25 protein-coding genes and 1 pseudogene are annotated in these 24,394 nt (G+C 40.9%); 7 read left to right on the top strand and 19 right to left on the bottom strand.

Annotated elements, in window-relative coordinates:
- Position 1: 1 nt before the first annotated feature.
- The 10 genes from DFO72_RS23280 to DFO72_RS23235 all read right to left on the bottom strand — a co-directional run bounded on the left by DFO72_RS23280 (position 2) and on the right by DFO72_RS23235 (position 13,549).
- Positions 2 to 2,092: a BglG family transcription antiterminator gene (locus tag DFO72_RS23280; protein WP_113884824.1), complete on the bottom strand. Its 2,091-nt coding sequence runs from the start codon at positions 2,090 to 2,092 to the stop codon at positions 2 to 4.
- Positions 2,093 to 2,180: 88 nt separating this feature from the next.
- Positions 2,181 to 4,094, bottom strand: a complete 1,914-nt coding sequence (locus DFO72_RS23275) for a PTS mannitol transporter subunit IICBA (RefSeq protein ID WP_113884823.1) — start codon at positions 4,092 to 4,094, stop codon at positions 2,181 to 2,183.
- Positions 4,095 to 4,252: 158 nt separating this feature from the next.
- Entirely contained in the window at positions 4,253 to 4,708 is a 456-nt protein-coding gene (locus tag DFO72_RS23270; protein ID WP_134177290.1) for a hypothetical protein, read from the bottom strand.
- Entirely contained in the window at positions 4,705 to 5,148 is a 444-nt protein-coding gene (locus DFO72_RS23265) for a DUF2243 domain-containing protein (RefSeq protein WP_166672545.1), read from the bottom strand. The genes DFO72_RS23270 and DFO72_RS23265 overlap by 4 nt, the downstream gene beginning before the upstream one ends.
- A gap of 123 nt (positions 5,149 to 5,271) precedes the next feature.
- Positions 5,272 to 6,414 (bottom strand): Ger(x)C family spore germination protein, encoded by a 1,143-nt coding sequence (locus DFO72_RS23260; RefSeq protein WP_113884820.1) that lies wholly within the window; start codon positions 6,412 to 6,414, stop codon positions 5,272 to 5,274.
- The gene (locus DFO72_RS23255; protein ID WP_113884819.1) at positions 6,414 to 7,874 is read right to left on the bottom strand and encodes a spore germination protein; all 1,461 of its coding nucleotides are present in this window, start codon (positions 7,872 to 7,874) and stop codon (positions 6,414 to 6,416) included. The genes DFO72_RS23260 and DFO72_RS23255 overlap by 1 nt, the downstream gene beginning before the upstream one ends.
- Complete coding sequence (locus DFO72_RS23250) at positions 7,834 to 8,967, bottom strand: endospore germination permease (protein ID WP_113884818.1); 1,134 nt, start codon at positions 8,965 to 8,967, stop codon at positions 7,834 to 7,836. Before DFO72_RS23250 ends, DFO72_RS23255 begins: the two co-directional genes overlap by 41 nt.
- A gap of 139 nt (positions 8,968 to 9,106) precedes the next feature.
- Positions 9,107 to 10,015, bottom strand: coding sequence for a cupin domain-containing protein (locus DFO72_RS23245; protein WP_113884817.1), 909 nt, complete (start codon positions 10,013 to 10,015; stop codon positions 9,107 to 9,109).
- Positions 10,016 to 10,182: 167 nt separating this feature from the next.
- Positions 10,183 to 10,836: a DsbA family oxidoreductase gene (locus DFO72_RS23240; protein WP_113884816.1), complete on the bottom strand. Its 654-nt coding sequence runs from the start codon at positions 10,834 to 10,836 to the stop codon at positions 10,183 to 10,185.
- A gap of 1,705 nt (positions 10,837 to 12,541) precedes the next feature.
- Positions 12,542 to 13,549 carry a DUF3231 family protein gene (locus DFO72_RS23235; protein ID WP_113884815.1) on the bottom strand — a complete coding sequence of 336 codons (1,008 nt, stop codon included), beginning with the start codon at positions 13,547 to 13,549 and terminating at the stop codon, positions 12,542 to 12,544.
- A 131-nt stretch (positions 13,550 to 13,680) separates the two neighbouring features.
- On the opposite strand from DFO72_RS23235, the gene DFO72_RS23230 reads away from it, so the two are divergent.
- The gene (locus tag DFO72_RS23230) at positions 13,681 to 14,223 is read left to right on the top strand and encodes a hypothetical protein (protein WP_395858198.1); all 543 of its coding nucleotides are present in this window, start codon (positions 13,681 to 13,683) and stop codon (positions 14,221 to 14,223) included.
- 8 nt (positions 14,224 to 14,231) lie between these two features.
- Here the strand turns inward: DFO72_RS23230 and DFO72_RS23225 are convergent, their stop codons facing one another.
- The 4 genes and pseudogenes from DFO72_RS23225 to DFO72_RS23210 form a co-directional block, all read right to left on the bottom strand.
- On the bottom strand, positions 14,232 to 15,347 hold the full coding sequence (locus tag DFO72_RS23225) for a cysteine desulfurase family protein (protein WP_113884813.1): 1,116 nt from the start codon (positions 15,345 to 15,347) through the stop codon (positions 14,232 to 14,234).
- Between the two features lie 259 nt (positions 15,348 to 15,606).
- Positions 15,607 to 16,223, bottom strand: a pseudogene (locus tag DFO72_RS23220) (Type 1 glutamine amidotransferase-like domain-containing protein).
- 80 nt (positions 16,224 to 16,303) lie between these two features.
- Positions 16,304 to 16,684 (bottom strand): VOC family protein, encoded by a 381-nt coding sequence (locus DFO72_RS23215; RefSeq protein WP_113884812.1) that lies wholly within the window; start codon positions 16,682 to 16,684, stop codon positions 16,304 to 16,306.
- Between the two features lie 94 nt (positions 16,685 to 16,778).
- Complete coding sequence (locus DFO72_RS23210) at positions 16,779 to 17,039, bottom strand: hypothetical protein (protein ID WP_395858201.1); 261 nt, start codon at positions 17,037 to 17,039, stop codon at positions 16,779 to 16,781.
- 194 nt (positions 17,040 to 17,233) lie between these two features.
- Between DFO72_RS23210 and DFO72_RS23205 the strand changes: the two genes are divergently transcribed.
- Entirely contained in the window at positions 17,234 to 17,527 is a 294-nt protein-coding gene (locus tag DFO72_RS23205) for a phospholipase (protein WP_113884810.1), read from the top strand.
- A 113-nt stretch (positions 17,528 to 17,640) separates the two neighbouring features.
- Complete coding sequence (locus DFO72_RS23200) at positions 17,641 to 18,012, top strand: VOC family protein (protein ID WP_113884809.1); 372 nt, start codon at positions 17,641 to 17,643, stop codon at positions 18,010 to 18,012.
- 60 nt (positions 18,013 to 18,072) lie between these two features.
- Here the strand turns inward: DFO72_RS23200 and DFO72_RS23195 are convergent, their stop codons facing one another.
- Entirely contained in the window at positions 18,073 to 18,300 is a 228-nt protein-coding gene (locus tag DFO72_RS23195) for a hypothetical protein (protein ID WP_113884808.1), read from the bottom strand.
- Positions 18,301 to 18,454: 154 nt separating this feature from the next.
- Between DFO72_RS23195 and DFO72_RS23190 the strand changes: the two genes are divergently transcribed.
- Complete coding sequence (locus tag DFO72_RS23190) at positions 18,455 to 19,324, top strand: EamA family transporter (RefSeq protein ID WP_113884807.1); 870 nt, start codon at positions 18,455 to 18,457, stop codon at positions 19,322 to 19,324.
- A 246-nt stretch (positions 19,325 to 19,570) separates the two neighbouring features.
- Here the strand turns inward: DFO72_RS23190 and DFO72_RS23185 are convergent, their stop codons facing one another.
- Together DFO72_RS23185 and DFO72_RS23180 are read right to left on the bottom strand one after the other, a co-directional pair.
- Positions 19,571 to 20,422, bottom strand: coding sequence for a GNAT family N-acetyltransferase (locus tag DFO72_RS23185; protein ID WP_113884806.1), 852 nt, complete (start codon positions 20,420 to 20,422; stop codon positions 19,571 to 19,573).
- 71 nt (positions 20,423 to 20,493) lie between these two features.
- Complete coding sequence (locus tag DFO72_RS23180) at positions 20,494 to 20,985, bottom strand: hypothetical protein (protein WP_113884805.1); 492 nt, start codon at positions 20,983 to 20,985, stop codon at positions 20,494 to 20,496.
- A 129-nt stretch (positions 20,986 to 21,114) separates the two neighbouring features.
- On the opposite strand from DFO72_RS23180, the gene DFO72_RS30760 reads away from it, so the two are divergent.
- Positions 21,115 to 21,159: an erythromycin resistance leader peptide gene (locus DFO72_RS30760; protein ID WP_113884847.1), complete on the top strand. Its 45-nt coding sequence runs from the start codon at positions 21,115 to 21,117 to the stop codon at positions 21,157 to 21,159.
- 311 nt (positions 21,160 to 21,470) lie between these two features.
- Positions 21,471 to 22,340 (top strand): putative RNA methyltransferase, encoded by an 870-nt coding sequence (locus DFO72_RS23170; RefSeq protein ID WP_113884804.1) that lies wholly within the window; start codon positions 21,471 to 21,473, stop codon positions 22,338 to 22,340.
- A 261-nt stretch (positions 22,341 to 22,601) separates the two neighbouring features.
- Here the strand turns inward: DFO72_RS23170 and DFO72_RS23165 are convergent, their stop codons facing one another.
- Entirely contained in the window at positions 22,602 to 23,009 is a 408-nt protein-coding gene (locus tag DFO72_RS23165; RefSeq protein WP_113884803.1) for a RidA family protein, read from the bottom strand.
- A gap of 111 nt (positions 23,010 to 23,120) precedes the next feature.
- Between DFO72_RS23165 and DFO72_RS23160 the strand changes: the two genes are divergently transcribed.
- Positions 23,121 to 23,585, top strand: a complete 465-nt coding sequence (locus tag DFO72_RS23160) for a hypothetical protein (RefSeq protein ID WP_113884802.1) — start codon at positions 23,121 to 23,123, stop codon at positions 23,583 to 23,585.
- A 42-nt stretch (positions 23,586 to 23,627) separates the two neighbouring features.
- On the opposite strand, the gene blaOXA is transcribed toward DFO72_RS23160, so the two are convergent.
- Positions 23,628 to 24,386, bottom strand: coding sequence for a class D beta-lactamase (gene blaOXA / locus DFO72_RS23155; RefSeq protein WP_395858200.1), 759 nt, complete (start codon positions 24,384 to 24,386; stop codon positions 23,628 to 23,630).
- Positions 24,387 to 24,394: the final 8 nt, after the last annotated feature.

The following is a 24,394-nucleotide window of genomic DNA, read 5'->3' as shown; positions in this document are numbered from 1 at the left end:
TTTACTGATTTATTTTAAAATGAGACTGCAGGTATTCTGTCAAAATTGATTCTAGCTTCTTGTAAATCATGTCTTCATTGGCTGAAGAAAAAATTAGAATCGCTTCCTCTGTCTCAATGATATTTGTGCTGATTAAGCTTAATATCTCCTGCTCTCTACTGCTTAGATCGAACGGTGCCAGCATGAGCAGAAGGTTTTTCAGAATAACATCTCTCCCGTCCATCCCCTTTACCATGCATGGCTCAGGCAGGTGGGCAATCTGAAAAATAAGTTCACGGACATTTTTACTGCGGGCATGAAAGAGAGCCATATTGGTTTCAGGTATGCCAAGCCCGCCTTTTTGTTCCCGCTCCCTTAATGACTGCAGGACATCTTCAGCATTCGTCAGCAAATTATCTCCTTCGGCATTCACAAGCATTTTCCTAAGAATCTGCTCCTGGCTTTCTCCTCCATCCATCCGGTAAAAACGGAAGTTATGAATAAGAGACTCGATGCTCTCCTGGATATCTCTTACTTCCTCAAGCATTGCGGATAAAGAAAGGTTCTTCTGTTCAGCCTGTTTGAACCCATCCCCCGGCTGATATTCTTTTCCTTTTGTCAGGCTTTCAATATTGTTCTGCAAGTAGCTTTTTATGGTAAGAATATTTTCATCGCTTAAGAGCGGATTCACCAATATGTACTCAGCATTTATAAAAGGAAGTCTGACTGTAGAAAGGATTAAATCATAATCTTTTAGATCAACACCCTCTGAAATTTCCTTCATCGACTTGATTTCGATCACATCAATTTCAGCTGCTTCTTTTTTCAGCCTGCTCTTTAGCATCTTGGATGTGCCGATGCCTGTCGGACAAATCACAAGTGCCTTAATGGAAAGATTCTCTTCCTGCATGACCAGGGCTGAGCCAAAGTGAAGGACGATGAAGGCGATCTCGTCATCGGAAAATTGATCAATATCAGTAAATTCCTCTACAAGACTATTTTTCACAGCCATGAACAGAACCGGATATTTGCGCATAATTTCTTCTTTTAGCGGGTTATAAGATTCCATATTCTGTTTTATGCGGAATATGGATGGCTCCATGTGCGCCAGCAGTCCCTGAAATAAAGAAAAATCCTTGGTTAAATCCACATGCAGCTGTTCCGAAACAGATTTAATCACATTCTTGATCATTTGGGCGAGCACAAGGCTGTCATATGGAAAAGCCTCGGCTCCGCTCAATTTGGTCCCTTTAAGTATTCGTGCGAGGTATAGGACATCCCCTTCTGAAAAAATGCAGTTAAATTTTCGTTCCAGCTTGCTTGTTATCTGCTGCATCAATCCGTATTCCACTATAACTTCCTTTTCAGGAAGGGTATCATTCTGATCCACAAAAAGCTGTTTTTGAGTCCTCTGCAGTGAAATGCATACATGCAGCACAACCTCCAGATAACCACTATCAGCAAACCGGGCAGGTGCACCAGAAAAAACAGTCTGAACAATACTGTTCACCTGAAAAAGATAATCCGGTTCAAAGTAATGAAGGACCCTTTCTTCACCAAGCTTCCTTTTTTCCAGCAAAAATAGTTTCTCAATTAATTCTTCATGAAAATATTGAAGGAAAAAATGTGCTAGTGCTCTTCGTTTATTTGCTTCTGATCCGTGAAGCTCTACACCGACTCCCCGTTTTCTCGTAGGCTGGACCTGGAAAACGGATAGCCATTCACCAAGTTCATCCAGATAGGCTGACAGGGTAGCCGTACTGATGCCGAGGTAGCTTGCCAGAACCTGAGTCTTGTATAAGTCTTCTTCCAGAATAGCTATTAGAAGGCGCAGTTTCTTTTCCTGAGGAGGCTGGTCGATCGGTTCACTGCTGGTCAAATGCTGGATCAGCCGGAAAATCTGCTCATTTTTCCCTTCAATAGCAAGGCCCTGATTTAAATTGCGGGTTAACTTCAATTCGAACTCACTGACAATTTTCTCAACTGCCTTTAAATCCCTCTGAATCGTTCTCGCACTGACATTTAACGAAGATGCAATCGACAATGCCGTGTGTTTACCCGATGTTTTTATAATCAATTCAATAATGGCTTTTTCCCTCGATGTAATATACATGAGATCAGCTCATTTCTAAAATTAGTGACAAAAACACTGAATAGAAAAGCGCAGAATGACGCTTTTCTATTCGGAAATAGCTTTAGTATTATTTTTTGCCGATAATATCCATAATGGTCTGTACAGATTCAGCCGCAGCCAATTTTTCGATATTATCCATGTCAGAACATGTTACCGCGATTCCTGATAGTATTTCAAGATGTGTACCGTCTTTGCCTGCAATTCCGAAGATCAGACGGACCTTTTGGCCATCGAAATCAACACCATTTGGCACCTGGATAACGGTAAAGCCGGATTTGATCACAGCCTTTTTGGCTTCTTCGGTTCCGTGCGGGATCGCAACATCATTCCCCATATAAGTGGAAGTGATATTATCACGTTCAATCATCGCTTCAATATAGCTTTCTTCCACATAGCCTGCATCCACAAGCACTCTTCCTGCAAAGCGGATCGCTTCATCCTTATCAGCAAACTCTTTGTTCAGGAATATATTTTCCGGACGCAATAAATCGTCATCATGAGCCATCTCTTCGTCCTGGATATCAGGAACATTATCTTCAGCATCTTCAACGATTTCGTGAAGTTCTGAGTTAGCCGGGAACTGAAGTGCGCTGATCAGCTTATCATACTCCGGGCTTGATAGGAAGTTATCAACCGATACATGGAATGCATTCGGCACTTTTTGGCGTGCCCTTGGCGTCAGTTCTTCCTGGGTAATGACGATTTCGGCATCTGCTGGCAAATTAGAGATTGCTGTATTCGTAACAGCAATGTCCATGCCCGTTTCCTTTACCTTTTTGCGGAGAAGTGATGCACCCATGGCACTTGAGCCCATTCCTGCATCACAGGCAAAATAGATTTTGGATACATTATCAGGCATTGCAGCCTGACCGCCTTCAATCACGTTGGATACAGAGCTTTTCTTGCCCTTCATTTCCTGCATCTTTTTCGCAGCTTCTTCAATATCTTCTTCACCCTGCTTGCCTGTTTTCATTATAAATGCAGACACGATGAATGAAACAGCAGCAGCCACAAGCACACCTGCGAAGTTTGCAATATACGCACTTGCATGATGAGGCGTTACAGCCGTAATGGCGATAATGCTGCCCGGTGATGACGGAGCGAATAATCCGCCGCCTAAAAGAACCAGTGTGAACACGCCGCTCATTCCGCCAAGGATGACAGCAATAATGAGCATCGGACGCATTAAGATATACGGGAAATAAATTTCATGAATCCCGCCGAAGAAGTGAATGATTCCGGCACCTGGTGCGGATTTCTTTGCATTGCCTTTTCCAAAGAACATGTAAGCAAGCAGGACACCGATACCAGGTCCAGGGTTTGCTTCAAGCAGGAACAGAATGGACTGTCCTGTTTCTTTTACCTGTTCAACGCCGATTGGCGAAAGAACACCATGGTTGATGGCATTGTTCAAGAATAATACTTTTGCCGGTTCAATTAAGATGCTTGTCAGCGGCAGAAGTCCAGTGCCAATCAGCCAGTCAACACCGGCTACAAGCCACCCGGTGAAGACATCAACTGCCGGACCAACTCCCTTGAACGCTAGGATTGCAATGAACGCACCAAGAATTCCTGCCGAGAAATTGTTCACGAGCATTTCGAATCCTGCACGGACTCTGCCTTCAATCATTTGGTCAAATTTCTTAATCACATATCCGCCCAGAGGACCAATAACCATGGCGCCAAGGAACATAGGAATTTCCGCGCCTGCGATGACCCCCATAGTCGCGATGGCACCAACAACGGCACCGCGCTGATCATGTACAAGCTTACCTCCTGTATAACCAATAAGAAGCGGAAGCAAGTATTTAACCATTGGATCGACCATTATGGCAAGGCTTTCATTTGGGAAGAAGCCAGTAGGTATAAATAAAGCTGTAATAAGACCCCATGCTATAAAAGCAGAGATATTCGGCATAACCATTGAGCTCAGAAAATTACCGAACTTCTGTACAGCTACTTTTAGATTAGATTGAGCCATGTACACTCATCCTTTCAAAATATAGTACTTTATTATTAATGGTAATGTACAAACGGGCTATACTCAACAAAGGAGAAACCTAACTTTGTCGCGCCGCGGATGACAAAACTGCGGTTTCTTATTTAGCAGCTGACTGTTCTTGGTTCCACCCTCTTCGCTTACCGGTCCACATCTATAGTTATACTGGCCATCACGGGTTTGCCGCGGGACATTAAAGCTCCGTGATTGTTCGAATTAAGTGACACGGTAATTTCATTTTTTCCCTCCTTCAGTTTGCCTATATGATAATACTGTCCGTATAAACGGCTGATTTTCTCTCCATTTATGTATAAATGTGCATGGCCCTCATTATAGCTTGGATGGGTCTCACCAACTTTTTCAGGCGCAAAAGAAAAATGAAGCAGCTCCAGCCTTAAAAGCCATGTATCTGGTCCGTCGGGGGCAACACTTATGCTGACAGCGGGAATTTCATGATCTTTTGGGATTTCCACATACCCATGACCCATATGCTGGTCTGCCCCCGTCTGGCTGTGGGGATTCTGACTTGTGTAAAAATAAAAGAAACCTAAAAAGATGATGAAAAAACTGATAAAGCTTCCTGCTCTTTTCATCATGCTTCCTTCTCCGACCGCTTGATCATAAGCCCAATGATGACAAGCAATAATCCAATGGCTAAAAAGGCTAAATCATAGAATAATGGATTTTCGGCTAATGGTCTGACACGATGAACCTGGAGAATGTGATGGTCCACAATTCCTTCGACAAGGTTAAATATGCCTCCCCCAATAAAAATACCGCCAACAAATATCTTCCAGCTTGTGCCCAATTCATTATTCCGGGCATCCTGAAAAATTTTCATCCCTCCCCAAAGCAGCTTGGCAGAAAATAGAGAAGTGAATAAGCCATCTGTAAAAATTTCCAGCTGGATATTTGGGCTCATAATCATATGATGCCATTGAAGCAGCTGATGAAATACGATGCCATCAATCGCCCCAATAAGACCTAACCCAAGGATTAAACCAGCTATAAAGAGGTTTTTATTTTTCTTTTTCATAAAGGCACCCTCCGAAAACATTCATACTTCGATTAGTGCCCAAACTACATGGTTATTATTCTTTCCTTGAAGTAAAATTGCAAAAAAAGAAGAGGTATTCAGCCTCTCCCCTTCAGAAATTTTTCATTCATTAAACTTATAGCTGTTGAAATTAAAAATCTGAACCTTCACCTGAATGTCAGTAAGAGAGTTTTCTTCCAAATAAAAATGGCCTGTTTTCTTTAATTCTGCGAATTTCTCGGGACGCATGCGAAACCATTTCTCACCCGCATTAAGATAGTCAATTTTTCTTTCTATACCATCCAAATAAAGCGATTGCAGCTTTGTTTTTATCTTCTCTTCTATCAGGCTTGTTAATCGGTCAGAAGAAATGTCCTCTACTTTTTCCAGTAAATCTGCACGGATGGATAAAACGATAGAGAACTTTGGGGATGAGGCGTTTTCCTCATACTGAAATTTCAGCTTCGGGCTTTCCAGCTTTACTGCTGCAGCCAGTTTACCCTCTACATCGACTCTTTCGTCTATAGCAACATATTTTTCCATCAGCCAATTAAGAAATAAAGAATCCTCAAATGTAAGATCCTTAATATATTTTTTGTTTTGAAAAACTGCATAACCGTCAAAATATAATACCGGATAATCCTTTTCTGCCTTCCAGCTTGTTTTATTAATTTTTACGGAAGGCAATTTTGCTGCATTCATTGGTTCATAATATTCCCGCAGAAACTTCATTAAAGGTACCGGCCGAATTTCATTATGGTCAACATCGTATATATCCTTTTTAAATATAACGGTATATACTGCCGGATAATTAAACAGTGCATTAATATTAAATACCTCTTCAATTGATTCGTCTGTTGTCACGATATGAAGCGTAGGGCGAATAAAACGGTTCCTTCCAATCTCCTCTACAACGTCTTTAAATTTGTGCTGGAGAATCCGTTTTGATATGACAAGATTCTTTACATGTGCAAAATACAAGGAAGGTTCTGATAATTTGTACAGCTCCCTTATAGCTAAATTTAACGTTTCTCCTTTTGCAGAAGCCACAAATATAGGGATGGGGTCTGCTGATTTTCCGCCTTCCTGTTTTGCGACATTTACAAAATTCAGACCTTGGAGAAACACTGTATATTCATCCTTTTCTTCATCATAATCCATCCCGATTGATACTATATAGGTTAAATCTTGTATATTTTTTATGCCTGAACAGCCTGAAAGCATAATACAGCATGCGGCAATCATCAAAATTACGTTTCTAGCCATTATTTCTCCTCCCTCGTTGGATCGTCAGGGCTGGTGGACGAGGTACGGGATTTATAAAATTGTACAGGCAGCATCAGAAATGCCTTTACACTTTCCCTCCAGTTGATAGGAGCTAATGATGAAAGATAAGGAACGCCAAACGATGATAGTGTCGAAAAATATAGAACAGTGAGAATATAGAATATGATGACACCGAACAAGCCTAAAAAAGTACTCACGAAGATGACGAGAAATCTAACAATGGTAATAGCGGAACTAAGGGACTGGTTTACAAGAGTAAAGGACGAAATATACGTAATGGCTGAAACAACAAGCATGGTTGGAGAGGTTAATCCGGCCCTGATAGCGGCATCCCCGACAATTAAACCACCCAGTACGGCCACTGTCTGCCCAATGGCTCTTGGCAGCCTGATTCCTGCTTCATTAAAAAGCTCAAACAAAAGCAGTATGATGAACATCTCAACCGGTGCACTCAAAGGCAGGCCAAATCGGGACACAGAGATAGTTGCAACCATCAGGTAAGGAATCTGCTCAATATTAAAGGCGGAAAATGCGATCCATACTCCCGGAAGGAACCCGGATACCGTTATCCCGATCATCCTGATGATTCTTTCCAGACTTACAAACGCATAATTGATGTAATGATCTTCAGGTGATTTAGTCTGCAGCAATAAACTGATCGGGGCAAAGGTAACGGTGGGGTTTCCTTCCACCAGAATGGCAAACCTGCCCTGATTCAGTGCCTGAACGATAAAATCCGGACGGCCGGTATAATCAAGACTGGGGAATATCGAATAGGGGCGGTCCCGTATTAAGGAGTCGAGTTCATGGATACTCGTCAAGATATCGAGTTCAACCTTCCCAAGCCTGTTATGAATTTCATCCAGGACCCGCTTATCGATAATATCTTCTATATACATAAGTGCTACTTTCGTTTTGCTCCGTTGTCCGATTGTATATTTTTCAACACATAATGTACTGGTATTGAGCCTTCTGCGAATTAAAGAAATATTTGTCTGCAAATCTTCAACAAACCCATCCTTTGGGCCTCTAATGGAAGTCTCAAGTGCAGACTCTTCTGGCTGCCGTTTTGGAAGGTTTGCTGCTTTTATACTTAATAAGTGCTGATCAGCCAGGAACAGGAAATTCCCCTCAAAAAGCAATAAAGACAAGTCATCAATTGGTTTTTCTGTTACCAGCTCAGCCTGGAATAAAGCCCTGAGCTTATCTTTTGCCGTGCCGTCCTTCTCAGCAGCAAGTTTTGGCAAGATATGTTGATCCAAATATTTGGTATCGGCCAAAGTATCGAAATACAAAATCTCCAACTCATCTTTTTCAGCAGCATGGACAATGCTCACAAAATCCCCGCTTTTGGAAAGCTGCTGTTTTAACTCCTCTGCTTTTGTGCAGCCATTGTCTTTATGTTGAGGATTGGAATTTGGAATTCTTGTTCTTGCCATGGTTTTCATCCCTCTTCTTCAAAACTAATATAATCAAGGCTGACAAAAGGATATACAACAGAAAAAACACCACGCTGACCGGCAGATAATACTTATAGATAATCCGATAAAAAGTGTAAGTTTCAATCTTTATACTCATTAACCCAATCAAGATGAGGTACAAAGAAAGGACCAATTTGGGATTCAATCGATAATGTTTCTTTTTAGCTTGAAAAAATGAACCGGCTAAATACATAAATAATCCGATTCTGATTAATGCACCGCTTAACCACTGATATAAGGCGAGAAAGTCCAAATGTGAGATATATTCTCCAATGGTCAGGACTCTCCATTGTTCATGGGCTGGGTAAAGAAATTTTGTCGCTTCTACAGGCCCAAATTCCATGATCGAGGCTGAGAGCGGTCCCAATATTAGCCCTGCCAGAAGCGTCAAAAGAATAACAAGATGCTTAAACTTAAAAGCTTTTTGTGAATACGGCTGCAGTAATATGATGATATAAACCTCAAGCAATCCCGAGAGAGAATAGACAATGCCGTTCATTAGAGGTTCAGCCCCGTTTGCAAGAAGCGGGAACAATAGACTTGGGTCCTTCAAACGGGTGTTTGTAACCGAAATAAATACGCCGTAAAGCATAACAAGCGGAAGCAGCACGCCGCTGGAAATAGCCATATATTTCACACCGTAAAGTGTCGTAATAAAACAAACCAGTATTAAAATAATATTAATCATTAGTAAAGAAGTCTCTGCCAGAAAATACGTATTTAGCCAAATCACTAAATCCCTCAATGTTATATAAGAACTCGCAATTAAAAAAAGAAATACAGGAGCCGATAAAAGTACGGAAAAAGTACTTCCAAGACGCTGTCTCAGCATAGAAAAGAAACCTTCATCTGACGAGTTTTTAAGTATGTAGTAAATAAGCCACACAAAAATTAGTGAAATCGGATATGCTGCTATCACACTCAGCCAGCTGTCTCTTCCGGCAGCTGTCAATAAATTAGGAATCAATATAACATGGTTAAGCAAGCCTGTGGACAGGATGAGCAATAAATACAGTTGTCTGGGTATCAGGACCTTTATTAAATTCTGCATATCTTTCTCCAGCTATTAGTTTTATTTAATATACTTACCAGACAAGAGCAATTTATGTAATGAGATTCCAGAACCTCCAAAATAAAGGATGAAACAAAAACGAAAGTCTTCTGACCGCTTTTGATTCATCCCTTATCTTTTAATTTCCGTGCTGATGCTCTTCCTCAGCTGCCATGGCATCTGCCTTCGTTTGATGCACCGTTCCAAATGGATGCTGTGGCGGTGCATAAATGGAGTATAGCTTGAGTGGTTTACTGCCTGTATTGATGACGTTATGATATTTACCTGCAGGGATTACAATTGCGAAGTCATCGGCAACTTTCCGCTGAAAGTCCAACCGATCCTTGCTGTCCCCCATCTGAACGATTCCTTCCCCCTCTTCAATTCTTATGAATTGATCGAGTTCAGGATGAATTTCCAGGCCGATATCCTCTCCTGGATTTATGCTCATCAATGTCAGCTGCATATGCTGACCTGTCCATATCGCCGTCCGGAATGTGTTATTCTGTTTTGTCGCTTCTTCTATATCAACGACAAATGGCTGTGGGCCATAATCGGTAATCCGGTCATTCAGTGAAACAAGCCGCGCTGCATTTTCCTGTTCCCCTGTCATAGCCCAAATAAACACATTTTGAACTTGCGGAAGCTGTGAAAGTGCGGACCCCCGCTGATACTCCTGGAAACCCTCCATTTCCAATTGATAAGCCCTATGCAAGCCATCACGATAATGAGGAATGGATACATCGCCAATCTGATACTCCGGCTGGGTTCCCGTTAAATTGTAATAAAGGTTGCAGAAATGGGTTAAATGAACTTTCTTTCCTTCAATAGCCTGAATAATATTTTGTTTATGCTCTTCATTAGGGGCTTGTTCTGCGAGCTGAGTGTATAGCTCAAGTACCGAAGCTTCCCTTTTGACTCCTTCAAGGACCGTTTCACAAAGCTGCTGAAAATGATCCTGATTGCTTCTTAACATGTTGTCAGTATGAAATACAGGTGCATTTACAAAAGGGTAATATGGATAGGAATACGCATTAGGATGATACAATACATGTCATTCCCTTCACAGATTTATCAACACATCATATGCCTATAAAAAAAGAAGGTACGTTAATTTCTCAAGTTGGGCTTATGCACGCTTTATGGATGAATTAAAAAGAACCAGTCTTGTCCTTTTTAAAGGACTGTTAGACTGGTTCTTTTTTATTAATCTAATTATTTCTTAGGAATTTCACATCCGTCATCATCACAGATCATTCCGTCATTATCCTTTAAAACAGTAATTTCATCCTCTGCAATAATCTTCTGCAACGCCTGCACAAACATCTCAGTTGGCTGTGCTCCGCTAAGTGCATACTTTTTATTAATAAGGAAGAATGGAACCCCGGTGATGCGGTATTGCTGTGCCAGTTGTTCATCTGCACGGACTTCATCTGCAAACTCATTGCCGGCAAGCATTTTTTCAGCTTCCTCACGGTTCAGGCCGACTTCTTCGGCTAATTCTGCTAAAGCGGCATGATTCCCTATATGAATGGAATCTGTAAAATAAGCCTGGAGCAGCCGGTCAGTCATTTCTTTCATAAGCCCTTTCATTTTGGCAAACATCGTCAGACGGTGAGCATCAAACGTGTTAGTGAGAACGACGGTATCAATGTTGAATTCAAGCCCGGCATTTCTCGCCATCTGCACCATGTTTTGGGTATTGGCTTTCGCCTGTTCAATCGTCATCCCGTATTTCTTGGATAACTTTTCATACATATTATCCTTTATATCCCGTTCAGCTGTCGGGTCCAGCTCAAAGCAGCGATAAGTGACTTCAATTGGATGATTAATCTGTTTAATGGCATCCTCCAGATGCCTTTTGCCAATATAGCAAAACGGTCAAGCGAAGTCAGTCCACATTTCAATATGCATATAATATTCCTCCAATACAGTATATTCCTCTTTAGTATAGTAGGTGGCGTTTTATTTTACACGGAAAAAGCTTAAGGGTCGATTTGGTGGGATTAACACCCGTATTAAATTGTACATTGTTGGTCGCTGTTGATTATGTTTAACTGCCTTTTCGTGATAATTTATTGCGATTCACTACCATTTGTTGCGGCGCTCTCCTCTTTTCGTCATTATTTCTTCTGATTAACTACCATTTCTTACGGCATTCTGCCCTTTTCGTCGTTATTCCTTACGATTAACTACCATTTTTTCCGGTGCTCAACCCTTTTCGTCGTTATTCCTTATGATTAACTACCACTTCTTACGGTGCTCTCCTCTTTTAGTCGTTATTCATTACGATTAACTACCATTTCTTACGGCGCGCTGCCCTTTTCGTCGTTATTCCTTCTGATTAACTACCATTTCTTACGGCACTCTGCCTTTTTCGTCGTTATTCATTACGATTAACTACCATTTCTTACGGCACTCTGCCTTTTTCGTCGTTATTCATTACGATTAACTACCTTTTCTTACGGCGCGCTGCCTTTTTCGTCTTTATTCATTACGATTAACTACCATTTCTTACGGCGCTCTGCTCTTTTCGTCGTTATTCATTACGATTAACTACCATTTCTTACGGCGCTCTGCTCTTTTCGTCGTTATTCATTACGATTAACTACCATTTCTTACGGCGCTCTGCCCTTTTCGTCGTTATTCCTTCTGATTAACTACCATTTCTTACGGCACTCTGCTTTTTTCGTCGTTATTCATTACGATTAACTACCATTTCTTACGGCGCTCTGCCCTTTTCGTCGTTATTCCTTCTGATTAACTACCATTTCTTACGGTGCTCTGCCTTTTTCGTCGTTATTCCTTCTGATTAACTACCATTTCTTACGGCACTCTGCCTTTTTCGTCTTTATTCATTACGATTAACTACCATTTCTTACGGCACTCTGCTTTTTTCGTCGTTATTCATTACGATTAACTACCATTTCTTACGGCGCTCTGCCCTTTTCGTCGTTATTCCTTCTGATTAACTACCATTTCTTACGGTGCTCTGCCTTTTTCGTCGTTATTCCTTCTGATTAACTACCATTTCTTACGGCACTCTGCCTTTTTCGTCTTTATTCATTACGATTAACTACCATTTCTTACGGCACTCTGCTTTTTTCGTCGTTATTCATTACGATTAACTACCATTTCTTACGGCGCTCTGCCCTTTTCGTCGTTATTCCTTCTGATTAACTACCATTTCTTACGGCACTCTGCCTTTTTCGTCGTTATTCATTACGAGGTTACCATTTATTCCGGTACTCTGCCCTTTTCGTGTTTATTCACCTTTTACTCTTGAGATCCATCTCAAACCGGTATCAGCTGACATACTAATTTCCGATGATTCGCATGTGCGTTGAACGCCAGCTTAGTGTTGCAAAACCTTCCATTGATGTTATTCAACACGCCAAGGGCAACTAGTTCTGCCGGCTAAATTATCTTTTGTCAGCAGAAAAAAACAGAATACAAATTGCTGGTTTTCACCGCCCTGCAGACTTTTTTAAATCTTCAAGCAAGTGGAATTACAATTACTAAAGAAATCAAAAAAGGCTGGAAAAGGTTAAGTCCCTTCCCCAGCCTTCAGCGATTATATATTTGCCAGTTCATCATGATCTGCCGGATGCGGCGGCTCCTCGAACCAGCCATTTTTGATCAGAATGTTTGCGCCATCTTCAGCAAAATTAGCAATTTCAGCGGCCAAGCGAATGTAATTAACCGAAATATCCTTTCGTGCACTTGAAGCTGCACTTGTGGCATAAATCCCTGCACTAAGAGCAATGAGGGATGTCGTCATAAACATCATTAGCTTATCTGAAAAGGGTGGGACAGTGGAATCTGTTACTTCCATATCCCAAGACATACTAACAGGCAAATAACTTTCTTCGAGCAACCCGGCAAATACTTTTGTATGCTTTGCTGCTATATCCCTGCCCCTTGCCATGAATTGGCCAACTTCCTTCGATTGGGCGACCTGGCTAAATCCCACCATAATCGTTTTTCCCATGGCATTCCTTTTTAAATTCATATAAATATTTGTAATTTCAATAACATTCGGCGGCCTTTTATCACCAAACAAGCCGCCCATGAATTTTTTGCTTTCAACAAAGCTGGTTTCTTTCACTGGAATGACATGAGGGGATCTCATATACAAGCCTCTGTTCAACAGCATTTTTTTTAGCTTTGTTTCATATTCATTAATTTCCATCAAACAATTATTAAAGTATTCCTCGATATCAGATCGGACGGAAAGTGTTTTGGACAGCGCATAAAAATTGACAGCAAACATGGCAATATTGTAAAAGAAATGCAGGGAAAAATTTTCCGAAAACAACTGCGGAGCATTTTCTCTTATATCCTCTTCAGGTTTAAATCCATGGGGCACGGATAACCCTTCGTTTTCAAAAAAGCCCGTCAGTCTCTGTAAATGTTTGTCAGTCAGTTGAATACTATCCTCAAGCATGGACTGTAGTTCCCGGTCTTCAATAACATTTAAAAAGTATGTGAAAATACAATTACACATGCTGCTGTTCAAATAAGCCGACCATAATTGCGCTATTTCAGCTGCCGTTAATTCCGTATTTTGATTATCACTCATTGGCTCCACGTCCCTCTTTTTATTTTATTATTTCCAAAGTGCTGAAATAAAAAAGAAATTTTTTATTAAAACAGGGGTTCATGTTTCATCATTCATAACAGATCAAATATCGGACATCCTATTAATGGGAGGTGTTTCATTTGATCGTTTATCACGGTTCAATTAGGAAATTTGATCACTTTCATAAAGAGCACGCTATTCAAAAATCAATGAAAGAGTTCGATACGATTGGCATTTGGCTTTCATCAGATTTTGAATCTGCTAAGTCCTTTGCCTTCGGGACAGAGACCGTTATCGAAAAATCGGACACTGAGTTTTGGGAAGATGGTTTGCCGAAAGTGGTTGAATATGACAAACAAGTCCCGGGATTTGTTTATAAAGTATATATAGATGAACCGATTTTAAAGGACTACGATTCCTATGAGCATTTCATGAATGAGCGGGACCCCTATTGTGACTATGCAAGCACAAAAAAAAGACACCTTACCTGGAAAGATAAGGCGATCTTACTAAATAAAGATGAAGCCAATGCCGAATTTCGCAAAAGTCTTGTGAAGAAAGGCTACGATGGGATTGCCGTACGGAAAATGGCCATTGAAGCCGGCGATACGGATATGTATTGCATTTTTTCGGATGATCTTCTGCAAATTGCCGGTGTCTTTTCAGCGGAATAAACGGCAGCCTAGATCTTTTCTTTCAGCCAGGAAATCACCTGATCGAGTTCCTCTTTTACCGTATATCTTCCTAGACTGAATCTGACAGCACCCATTCCAACCTGTTCAGGAATCTTCATTTCTTTTAAAACAGGGGACAATTCCACTTTGCCTGAATGGCAGGCTGACCCTGTAGAGGCAGCAAGCTGTGGAATGGCGGATAAAATGTCCTGTCCAACCCGATTGATAAAACTGACATTCAGAGTATTCGGAAGCCGTTTTTCTTCATGGCCGTTAAGGACAACTCCATCACCAAATGCCTCCTTCAATTGACCCCAAAAATAATTCGTTAAGTCTGCAAGCTTCCGGTCCCAGACCTGTTCCTGAGCCAGCTCACATGCTTTTCCGAGCCCGGCTGCAAGCAGAGTGTTCTCTGTTCCTGCACGCAATCCAAACTCGTGCCCAGCCCCATGAATCAGCGGCTCCAGCTCAATGCCTTTTCTGATATATAAGGCGCCAATTCCTTTTGGGGCATACAATTTATGGCCCGCTATTGTGAGCATATCCACATTCAGTTGATTAACATCAACAGTTACCTTGCCCATAGATTGAGACGCATCGGTATGAAAAGTGATCCTGTGTCTTCTGGCGATTTCCCCTATTTCTTCGATCGGCTGAAGGGTCCCCACTTCATTGTTTGAATGCATCATGGTGATCAGGATTGTATCTTCCCGAATGGCATCTTCAATAGCCTCAGTAGAAACCAGCCCATATGCATCCACATCCACCATGGTGATTTCAGCACCCAGGCGCTCCAGAAATTTCAGGGGCTCCACGATGGCAGGATGCTCGATTTTAGACGTAATAATATGTTTGCCTTTTTGCTGGTGCTTGAAATAATAACCCTTTAATGCCAAATTATTCGCTTCACTTCCGCCGCTTGTAAAAATAACCTCTTCCGGCAAACATGACAACAAGCCAGCTACCTGTTTTCTTGCATTCACCAGCTTCTCTTTTACTGGTTGCCCAGCCCAGTGCAGAGCGGAAGGATTTCCATAAAAGTCCGTCAGCAGCGGATTCATGACATCTACAACTTCCGATGCCAAAGGTGTGCTTGCATTGTAATCGAGATAGACTTTGTTCATTCCTCTTCCCCCTTTGCCTTAAGAATATCAAAACCATGAAAATAGAGGAAATAGAGATGCTTCAGAAACATAGGAAAAGGGATGCCGGCGCACCCCTAAATTACACTTAACAAAAACTTTACAGGCCAATTATATTCTATTAATAAAGGACACGTATAATAAAACTATGCTTACCAATCGAAAGGAGCTGGCGGAATGCTTGAGAAACTGTTCAGATTAGTGGTCCTGACGATTTTTTGTACGCTATTCCCGTAAGTTGTTATCCTAAGAATTCAGCTACAAGCACTTCCTCTTTTACCTCTCCATCAAAATAAACTCTATATGCCCTTGCATCAGGCCTTTAGCTGACAATCTTCAGAATATCCTGGTCTATGAAGTGAATGACAGCTCCATCATCTGCCGCTATACCAGCTTTGATATTGTTCTCAGACAATAATCGATGATAGGAAGGCCTTCTATTTAATTCACCATCATAATGAAGACAATTGCTGCCTTTTAAAAATCCTAAACATTTTAACGGATCCAGCTTTTCATCGCCAAAGGAATTTGTAACGCCTTCTTCAAACCAGCATAAAGAGCCGGCGCTTATGCCAGCGAGAGTAATCCCTTGATCCCATGCTTTTTTAAGTACTGCATCTAATCCCCATTCCTTCTACAAAGCAACGAGATTTTTCGTGCTGCCTCCGCCAGCATAAATAATATCTTATTCCAGTACGAATCCTTCAATATCACTGGCTGGCGGTTTAAATAAAGATAAATGGGATGGCTGACAGGGCATTTTTTCAAAAGAATGATAGAATCTGTTTGTATATTGGTCGGAATCCCCGCTTGCTGTAGGAACCAGTATATATCCTATAATGGAATGTCGGGCTCCATAGAAAAACCACCACCTCAGAGAGCAATAATTTGTTTCATCTTTCCACACCTCTGAATTAGCAGCTCTGCCTATCCCTTTCTCACTTTTTCTCCATCACAGCAAAGTAATTTTCTTCTCCATCCGCAAAGTTAAAAACCCGTCCGGAAGGCATGTCCACCATTTCTCCAACGGTAATATTCTTGTTTGAAAAGTCGCTATACAGCTGCTCAATATTTTCCGTGAAGAACATCAATGAAGGGGTGCCCAGATTTAATCCCGGCGACATCTTCTCTACCCATTCCTTGTTGTGCAGTATGATGCTAGTTTCCGCCTCCTTCGATGGTGCTACTTCGATCCATCTCATTCCCTGGCCATTATCTTCTTCGTCTTTTACTTGAAATCCGGCTTTTTCAGTCCAAAATTTCACTGCTTCATCCTGATTGTTTACGTATAGCATTATTTGTCCAACTTGTTTAATCATACTTTCACACTCCTATCGTTATTTCATATTATATAATTCTGAAAATTAAATCAATTAAAAAGAGAGCCCTGCCCCAGGACAAAGCTCTCTTCCTTTAGTAATAGTAAGGGTATGGCGGATACGGGTATGGCGGGTAAGGATAGTAAGGATATCCAAATCCTGGCCCAGGTGCCAGCAAAGCTCCTGTCGCCAGGCCCCCTAAAAATCCAAGCCCCAGTCCAAATCCAGGTCCTCCAAATCCGAATCCTGGCCGGCCAAACCCAAATCCTGGTCTCCCGAATCCAAATCCGGGCCGAACTCGTTGGTCAGTGAAATACATGCCATTGTGAGGAACATACTCCTGTGCCACTGGCATGTGCTGATATTGATAATCCAAACGGAACTCCTCCTCTGTATTTGTCTACAGTTAAGGATATGCGTCAGGTGCCTATGGGGTATGGGCCCCTGCCCTTAATCAGAAAACAATCTTCATTTAGTAGATAAGTAACCACACCTCTAGCAGGGTTCTGCCATATCTATAATTAAATTGATATAAAAAGGGGGATACTATTGAGGAGAAAAAAACAGATTCCTTGCCTGTTCCCCGGCTACAGATGGTGCGGTCCCGGATGCAGCGGACCAGATGCCCCTATTAACGGCGTGGATGCCTGCTGCATGGCACATGATAAATGCTGGGCAAACGGTAGATCGAAATGCAGCTGTGACCGGGAATTCCTGAGATGTCTGAAGCCAAAGACAAACAGGCACGGCGAAGAAGGAACAATTGCGGCGATTATTTATATTTATATGAAAATCCAAACCGATTTTACCTGCAGCCGGTTTCGGAGAAGAAGACTTTATTAAAAAGCGGTCCCAGCCGCTTTTTTAATGGCAACTCTATTGCTTTATAAAATGGCTTCGATTAAACTCAAATTGTATTGTCTGAATTGTATAAAAACTAAACCCTTGGAGGAACTATGAAACTAGGAGCATTTTCAGTAAGTTTAACTGTTAAAGACATTAAGAAGTCAAAAGAATTTTACGAAAAACTTGGTTTTGAAGCATTAGGAGGGGATATCTCTCAAAATTGGCTGATCTTAAAGAATGAAAGCTGTGTAATAGGTCTATTCCAAGGGATGTTCGAGAAAAACATTCTTACATTTAACCCTGGCTGGAACCAAAATGCAGAAAATTTAGAGGGATTCACTGACATTCGGAATCTTCAAAAGCAGCTGAAGGAACAAGGGGTTCATATCATTAACGAAGCAGATGAGTCAGGCGCTGGTCCTGCAAGTTTTACACTCGAAGATCCGGATGGCAACGCCATACTTTTCGACCAGCATAGGTAGAGTTTACGTAATAATAGAAACAGCAGTGCCAATTGACACTGCTGTTTTAGCTCATAACAATTACCGTTCATTTCCCCGTTTAAAGTTCCCCGTTATCTTCGCCATGATTAATTGCCTGCTCTTTTCTTCTTCAGCATCATTCATTTTTTTTAGAAATTTCTCTGCCTCTTTCCCTTTTAGAATTTTCACCTGTTTTCCATTATAATCAAGAAATACTGTGTTATTCTTATTTAGCCGAAAACTAAATGGTTCATCGTTCAAGCGATTCCTTTTATCAATTTGATCCATTTCCTGCCTCCTTGCTTAATCAAACTATAATATAGAATACTCAGCAAAAAAACAGAATTTTTTAAATGTGTACTAAAGGAATCAGAGAATATTCTATATTCACTTCAGCAAAATAAAATATAATAAACCCATTGAAGAAATGGAGATCATGTCTATGAGCATCATTTTAGCTCTGCTTGCCGCGGTATTTGCATCCTTCACAGCCATCCTCGCAAAAATTGGCATTGAAAAGGTTGATTCCAACTTAGCTACTGCAGTCCGGACGATTGTGGTGGTCATCATGGCCTATCTTATGGTTGTTATTACGGGAGAAACGGAAAGCATCTTGACTATTTCTGTTAAATCGTACATATTTCTCATTCTTTCAGGCCTGACAACCGGCTTATCATGGATTTGTTTCTTTAAAGCCATTCAAATCGGCGACGTGTCAAAAGTAGTGCCCATTGATAAGTCGAGCGTTGTCTTAACCATCCTGTTATCATTTATTATTCTAAGAGAACCCGCTACAGCTTTAGTTGTTTCAGGGGGAGTCATTATCTCCATTGGAACCTTTGTGTTAATCGGCAAAGACAGAAAGAAGACTTCAAAAAGGAAAGTATTCAATACAAAATCGTATATTTTCCTGGCGGTATTGTCTGCGGTATTTGCTGCAGCCACCAATATTTTAGCAAAGTTAGGAATTGAAGACGTCGACTCCAATGTGGCTACTTTCATCCGGACTGTGGTCATCATTATTTTCGCCTGGGGAATTGTGTTTTTTCAAGGGACCTTTAAGGAACTAAAAAAAATATCCAAAAAGTCTTATCTATTTCTTTTCCTCTCTGGAGCCGCAACCGGATTTTCCTGGCTGTGCTATTTCGGCGCTCTCGCCATCGGCAAGGTTAGTGTTGTCAATCCCATCGATAAGTTCAGTGTTGTGCTTACAATGATTTTAAGCTTCATCATATTAAAAGAAAAACCGGCGATGAATACAATTGCAGGCGCCATTTTGATTACTATAGGGACGGCTCTGCTGATTATCTAGATGGTAATTAAAGATAAAAAAACCGGCTTTAATCCTGAGATTAAGCCGTTTTTTTATGATTTTGCATGGAGACTGTGCTTTCCCCAGCCGCTTTTCAGAAACTATATAAGCATTATTGACCTGCTATTGACATTGACGTGCGGATAGACCAAATTTACATGCGGATAAAATATTTTACTTGCACATAGCCCAATTTTATCTGCGGATAAAAATATTTATTTGCGCATAGCCAATTTCGTCATTTCTCTATCCAAAAGCCTGCGAAGCAATAGCATATAAGGAATTGTTCCTCTGCGGCATAGCTGCTGAATTTTTCACCATGACTGGGGGAGTATTTGCTTTAACAAAACCGCATCGATCCAAATAAGACATAAAATCGGTTCTTCCCTTTGGAACATCAATACGCAGCTTCCCTTTATGATGTAAAGCCAAATTTTCTACGATTAAAGCAGCTGTTTCTGAATCTGGAGCTGCAATGGGTCCGAGTATTAAATTTACTGGCCCTTGTATGGATAATCCATATCCTATGATTTCTCCTTTATTATTTTTAACAACAAGACATTGTTTGGACTGGCTGATTCGATTGCGGAGAAAAACGCTTCGCTTATCTCCAACGGCAGTCCCGTCCAAATCAACAAGTTTGGCTAAATCAGACTGCTTGAAGTCTTCTATGAAAACACCATCATGATCCTGTAAATTTTCAGGGACGAATTTATCACAAAGAAATTTGCTTATATAATCCACTGCTGTGAAGCCCATTTTTTCATAAAGGGGCTTTCCTTCCTTCGTTGCAATTAGCATTACCGCCATATCTGCAGTAATACTTCCAGCACATTTCCGGACTGCTTCCATTGCCAGCCCTAATCCTCTGAATTCTTCATGGACAATAACCATGCCAATCGACGCCAGTTTAGTGTCATAAGGGATTATTGCTGAACTAGAAACAATTCTCCCTGCAGAATTCTTATGACCGAAAACTCTCCCCGATTCCAAAAGTGTTCTAACTTCATTTTCATCATAATCCCATCCAACCGATGCCGATAAATCTATTAGACCGGGAATATCATATTGATTTAATTCTGCTAATTCTGCTATCATTCGCTTCTCCCTCATAATCTTTTGTTTTTTCACCCCACTAAGTATTAAATACTCTTTATACAATATCCTTCTTACTCTGCACATCTCTTTAATGTGAATTGTAAAACGGCCGGCCCCAGACGATTGGTCCTTGAATTGGACAGCCTCAAGCTTACGATCGTTTCAGGAGATAGTTCTGCTGAGATTTCATCAAATTTCCCCACCCATGGCGAACCGCCAAACCAGCTGGGCTGATCTTCCTTAACGGGATACATTTTAAATTTCCAGCTTATTTCACCTGGGATTTGGGCAAACCCTTCATATTGATCATAATCTCCAAAGTTAGAAGGCTGAGGCATCCAATCAGCGTATATACCAACACCGGTTCGTTCTCTTACAGGGCTGCCAGGCTGTTCCGTATACGGTTTCTTTACCTTTGTTATTAAAGCTGTGCCGCTAATATTGGGAATTTTATTTACAGGCTTCAGTACAATGCTGCAGGGATATGAGAGGGATTGTGCATATGCATTACTCTGAGATATAGAAAGTGCCATGAAAATCGTCAGTAAAAGTTTTTTTTTCATAGGTTTTCCTCCATTTCAAACTAAGTCTTCCCTCCCCTCTTTTATAAAATTCTGTATAGGACCTTTACTTATCTTAGAATAGCAACTATAATACAACTGTATTTTATCTTTAAGGAGGATTATTAAAAAATGACATACGCAATAAGACTTCGATTCCCAGCTTTGAACCAATAATTTAATACGTTCAAAGGCTCTGTTTGTGTATGCAGAGTAAATGGGATCAGTCTGTCCTTTTTTAATAATCTTCAATTTATATGGAATAGCGTCAATATGTTATTTCATATTCTGCCAAATGAAATTGGCAAATTGAGAAAGGCATGGTTTTTGCCTTTCTTTTTTTATATCTCTTAAACTCTTCCATGAAACAGGAAGGTTTATTAGCTGACGGCTCTGATTAGCCCAGCCGAATTAGGATGGGGCTTCTTCCCTTTACTCTGAATCACAGGCAGATGCCTGTGATTTTTTTGTTGAAAGGAAGAGAAAACATGGTAAATCAAACAATCGCTGCAAAGTTTAGGACGTTCAGTAATTCTCTAAGATGCCCTCTCTGTAAAGAATCATTGAAGCTTGTTCAATATAAAAGCCTCCTATGTTCGAACAGGCATACCTATGATATTTCAAAGCATGGATATGTGAACATGCTTAATCATTCTGCCAAGAGCCGCTACAGCAAAACCTTATATAAAGCCAGAGAGAAAATTATCATGGAAAGTGAACTGTTTGATCCCCTTCATGATAAAATTTCAACCGTGATTCATGACTATTTCACAAATTCCAGCACCCCATCCTTAATGCTTGATGCAGGATGCGGTGAAGGTTCGCATCTGAAAAAGATATTAGAGAATTCCAGGGTTGGAACGATGACAGGTGTCGGTGTGGATATTTCGAAAGCCGGGATTGAACAGGCTGCGAAAAATTACAAAGATGAAATATGGCTTGTAGGGGATCTGGCGAGATCTCCTTTAGCAGATCAGTCCTTCAATATGATTCTGAATCTCTTCTCTCCTTCAAATTACAAGGAATTTAAGAGAATTTTGTCCTCAAAAGGGCTCATCATAAAGGCGGTTCCGCGCACAGGGCATTTAAAGGAAATGCGGAATTCCCTTTATGGAAGCAATGAAAAAAATTTATATAAAAATGATGAGATCGTTTCCCTTTTTAGAAAGCATTTTACCCTAACCGACACGATTCATGTGACGGATGAAAGAAAAATGGACGAAAGCAAACTTCCGTATTTAGCCCAGATGTCTCCCCTTTCCTGGGATTCCAATCAGGCTGCCATTCACTCTTTTATTAGCAGGAACAGCAGTCATGTAACGTTAGATGCAGATATTCTGATCGGTATAAACAAATAGGAAGTGAGGTTTTATAATGGAAAAAGATGGCTTGAATTAAAATATAGAAGTTTCTTATTTAGATAGATTGGTACTAAATATTCCAAGCAGGTGCCCTTTGCTATAAAATTTAGGTTAAGCATAGATGGCTTGAACAACAGCCGCAATCTGTGAATAGAAACAACCCTAATAATTAAAGAATGTTCAATTCCAGAACTTATACCAAAAAAATGCTCTAAGAACAGCTCTTAGAGCATTTTTTTCGGCATAATAGAGTTTTTTTTATTCTTTGGATAAAGCCGCAACCGCTTCTATCTCAACTACTTGACCGCTATATCCCAAAACGGTTACACCGGACAATGTACTTGGAACATCATGTGAGCCGAATTCTTCTCTAACTGCCTGCCAGGCTGTCACCAAATCTGACTGGTCTGAGGATGCAACGAGGACTCTTGTATAAGCCACATCCTTTAATTCTGCACCGCATTCCTTTAATGCTGACTTCAAGTTATCAACACAAAGCTTGGCCTGTTCTTCATATCCGCTTTGCTCAGGCACTCTGCCAGTTGCATCAAGGGGGCAGGCTCCCGCCATAAAAAACAGGTCCATTTCGGAAGGAACATAGGATGCATAAGCATAATCAATTGACGGTAATTTCGATGAACGGATTAAGGATATATTTTGGGTCATTTCAGGATTCCTTTCTATTGACAGTACCTATATTAATTCCGCATATATGCAATTTTTCCTCTTTCGGTTAAACTGTTTTTAATAAGGTTCTCTAAAAAGGCGGGTGGCAATTTGGGCTTAAAACGATTGTTAAAAGCGAGTTTAACTTATTCCCTTTTTATAATAATGATTGGATGCTCAACTAACGCTGGGGAAGAAGCTGAATTCCCTCCATCGATGAATGCGGTTGCCGAAGTGGACGGAACAGATTATCAAATGGAAAAAGGAAATGAACAGTGGGTCAGAAAAAAAGGGCTGGAAACGGAAACTGTGACAACAGATCACGCATCACCGAATCAGATGGCAGATCATATAACACCTATTATGATAAAACCAGACCAAAAAGTTAGGATTAAGATTGAAGATGAACCGGTTATTAAAGTGTACTTATGGAATGAAACAGGGAAAGAAAAAGAAATCAAGCTGGAGGATCATCAAATCACTGTACCTTCAAGTAAAGGCAATTATATTTATGAAGTCTTAGCAGAATGGCCAAATGGGAAAGCCTCTTTTACATTTGCAGCTGAAGTCCAGTGAGGGAAACAATGAACATGCCTTCCTTCACTGGATCCGCTAACATCAGTCTTTCATGATTTTTTTCTCCTTCAGCACTTCCGCAGCAATATTTTTTGCCTCGGTACCTGTTCCATCAATATTAACCGAAAACACCCATGAGCCTTTCTCTGTTTCAATAAAGCCAACGTACCAGCCCAGTCCCATGTCAGACAGCCTTGTCCCTGTTTTGCCATGCAGGATGAACTGATCCTGTTCATCCTGAATCATCATACGTTTGACTGTCTTTTGGTTCTTTTGTGAAAAAGGCAAGTCTTCTTCAACCAGTTTTTCGATAAAATCAGCTTGCTCTGCTGCGGAAATTTTCAGGCTGCTGTCCAGCCAAAAGGCATCGATTCCTCCTGATATGTCCTGGTTTCCGTACTGAATTTTTGAAACGTAATCCTGCATATTCTTTTCACCAATCGTTCTCGCCAGGTCCTGGTAAAACCATATAGCTGATTCCCTTATGGCAGAAGCCAGCGAATGGTCCCGGTTCCAGCTGTCGAATTCCCGCTCAACTCCATCCCATCTTTTCACTTCATATTCATCTCTTACAGCGGCAGTCTCCAGTCCGATTAGGGCATTGGCGACTTTAAAGGTTGATTCAGGCGTCAGCCTCTCTTTGCTCCTCTCCTTGTTGTAGATATAAACCTTGTCATTCTTAAGATTTTTGAGAACCATAGTGCCCTCTGTTCCTGCAAAAGCTTCTTCAATGGGCAGATGCTTTGTGTTTTCCTTTCCGCCTAATGCCTCAGCACCAGTACCCGTCAGCAGCAATAACATGAAAATGG

The organism is Cytobacillus oceanisediminis, from assembly GCF_004366035.1.
Taxonomy (GTDB): Bacteria; Bacillota; Bacilli; order Bacillales; family Cytobacillaceae; genus Cytobacillus; species Cytobacillus oceanisediminis_C.
This window is presented reverse-complemented; position numbering and strand designations above follow the sequence as displayed.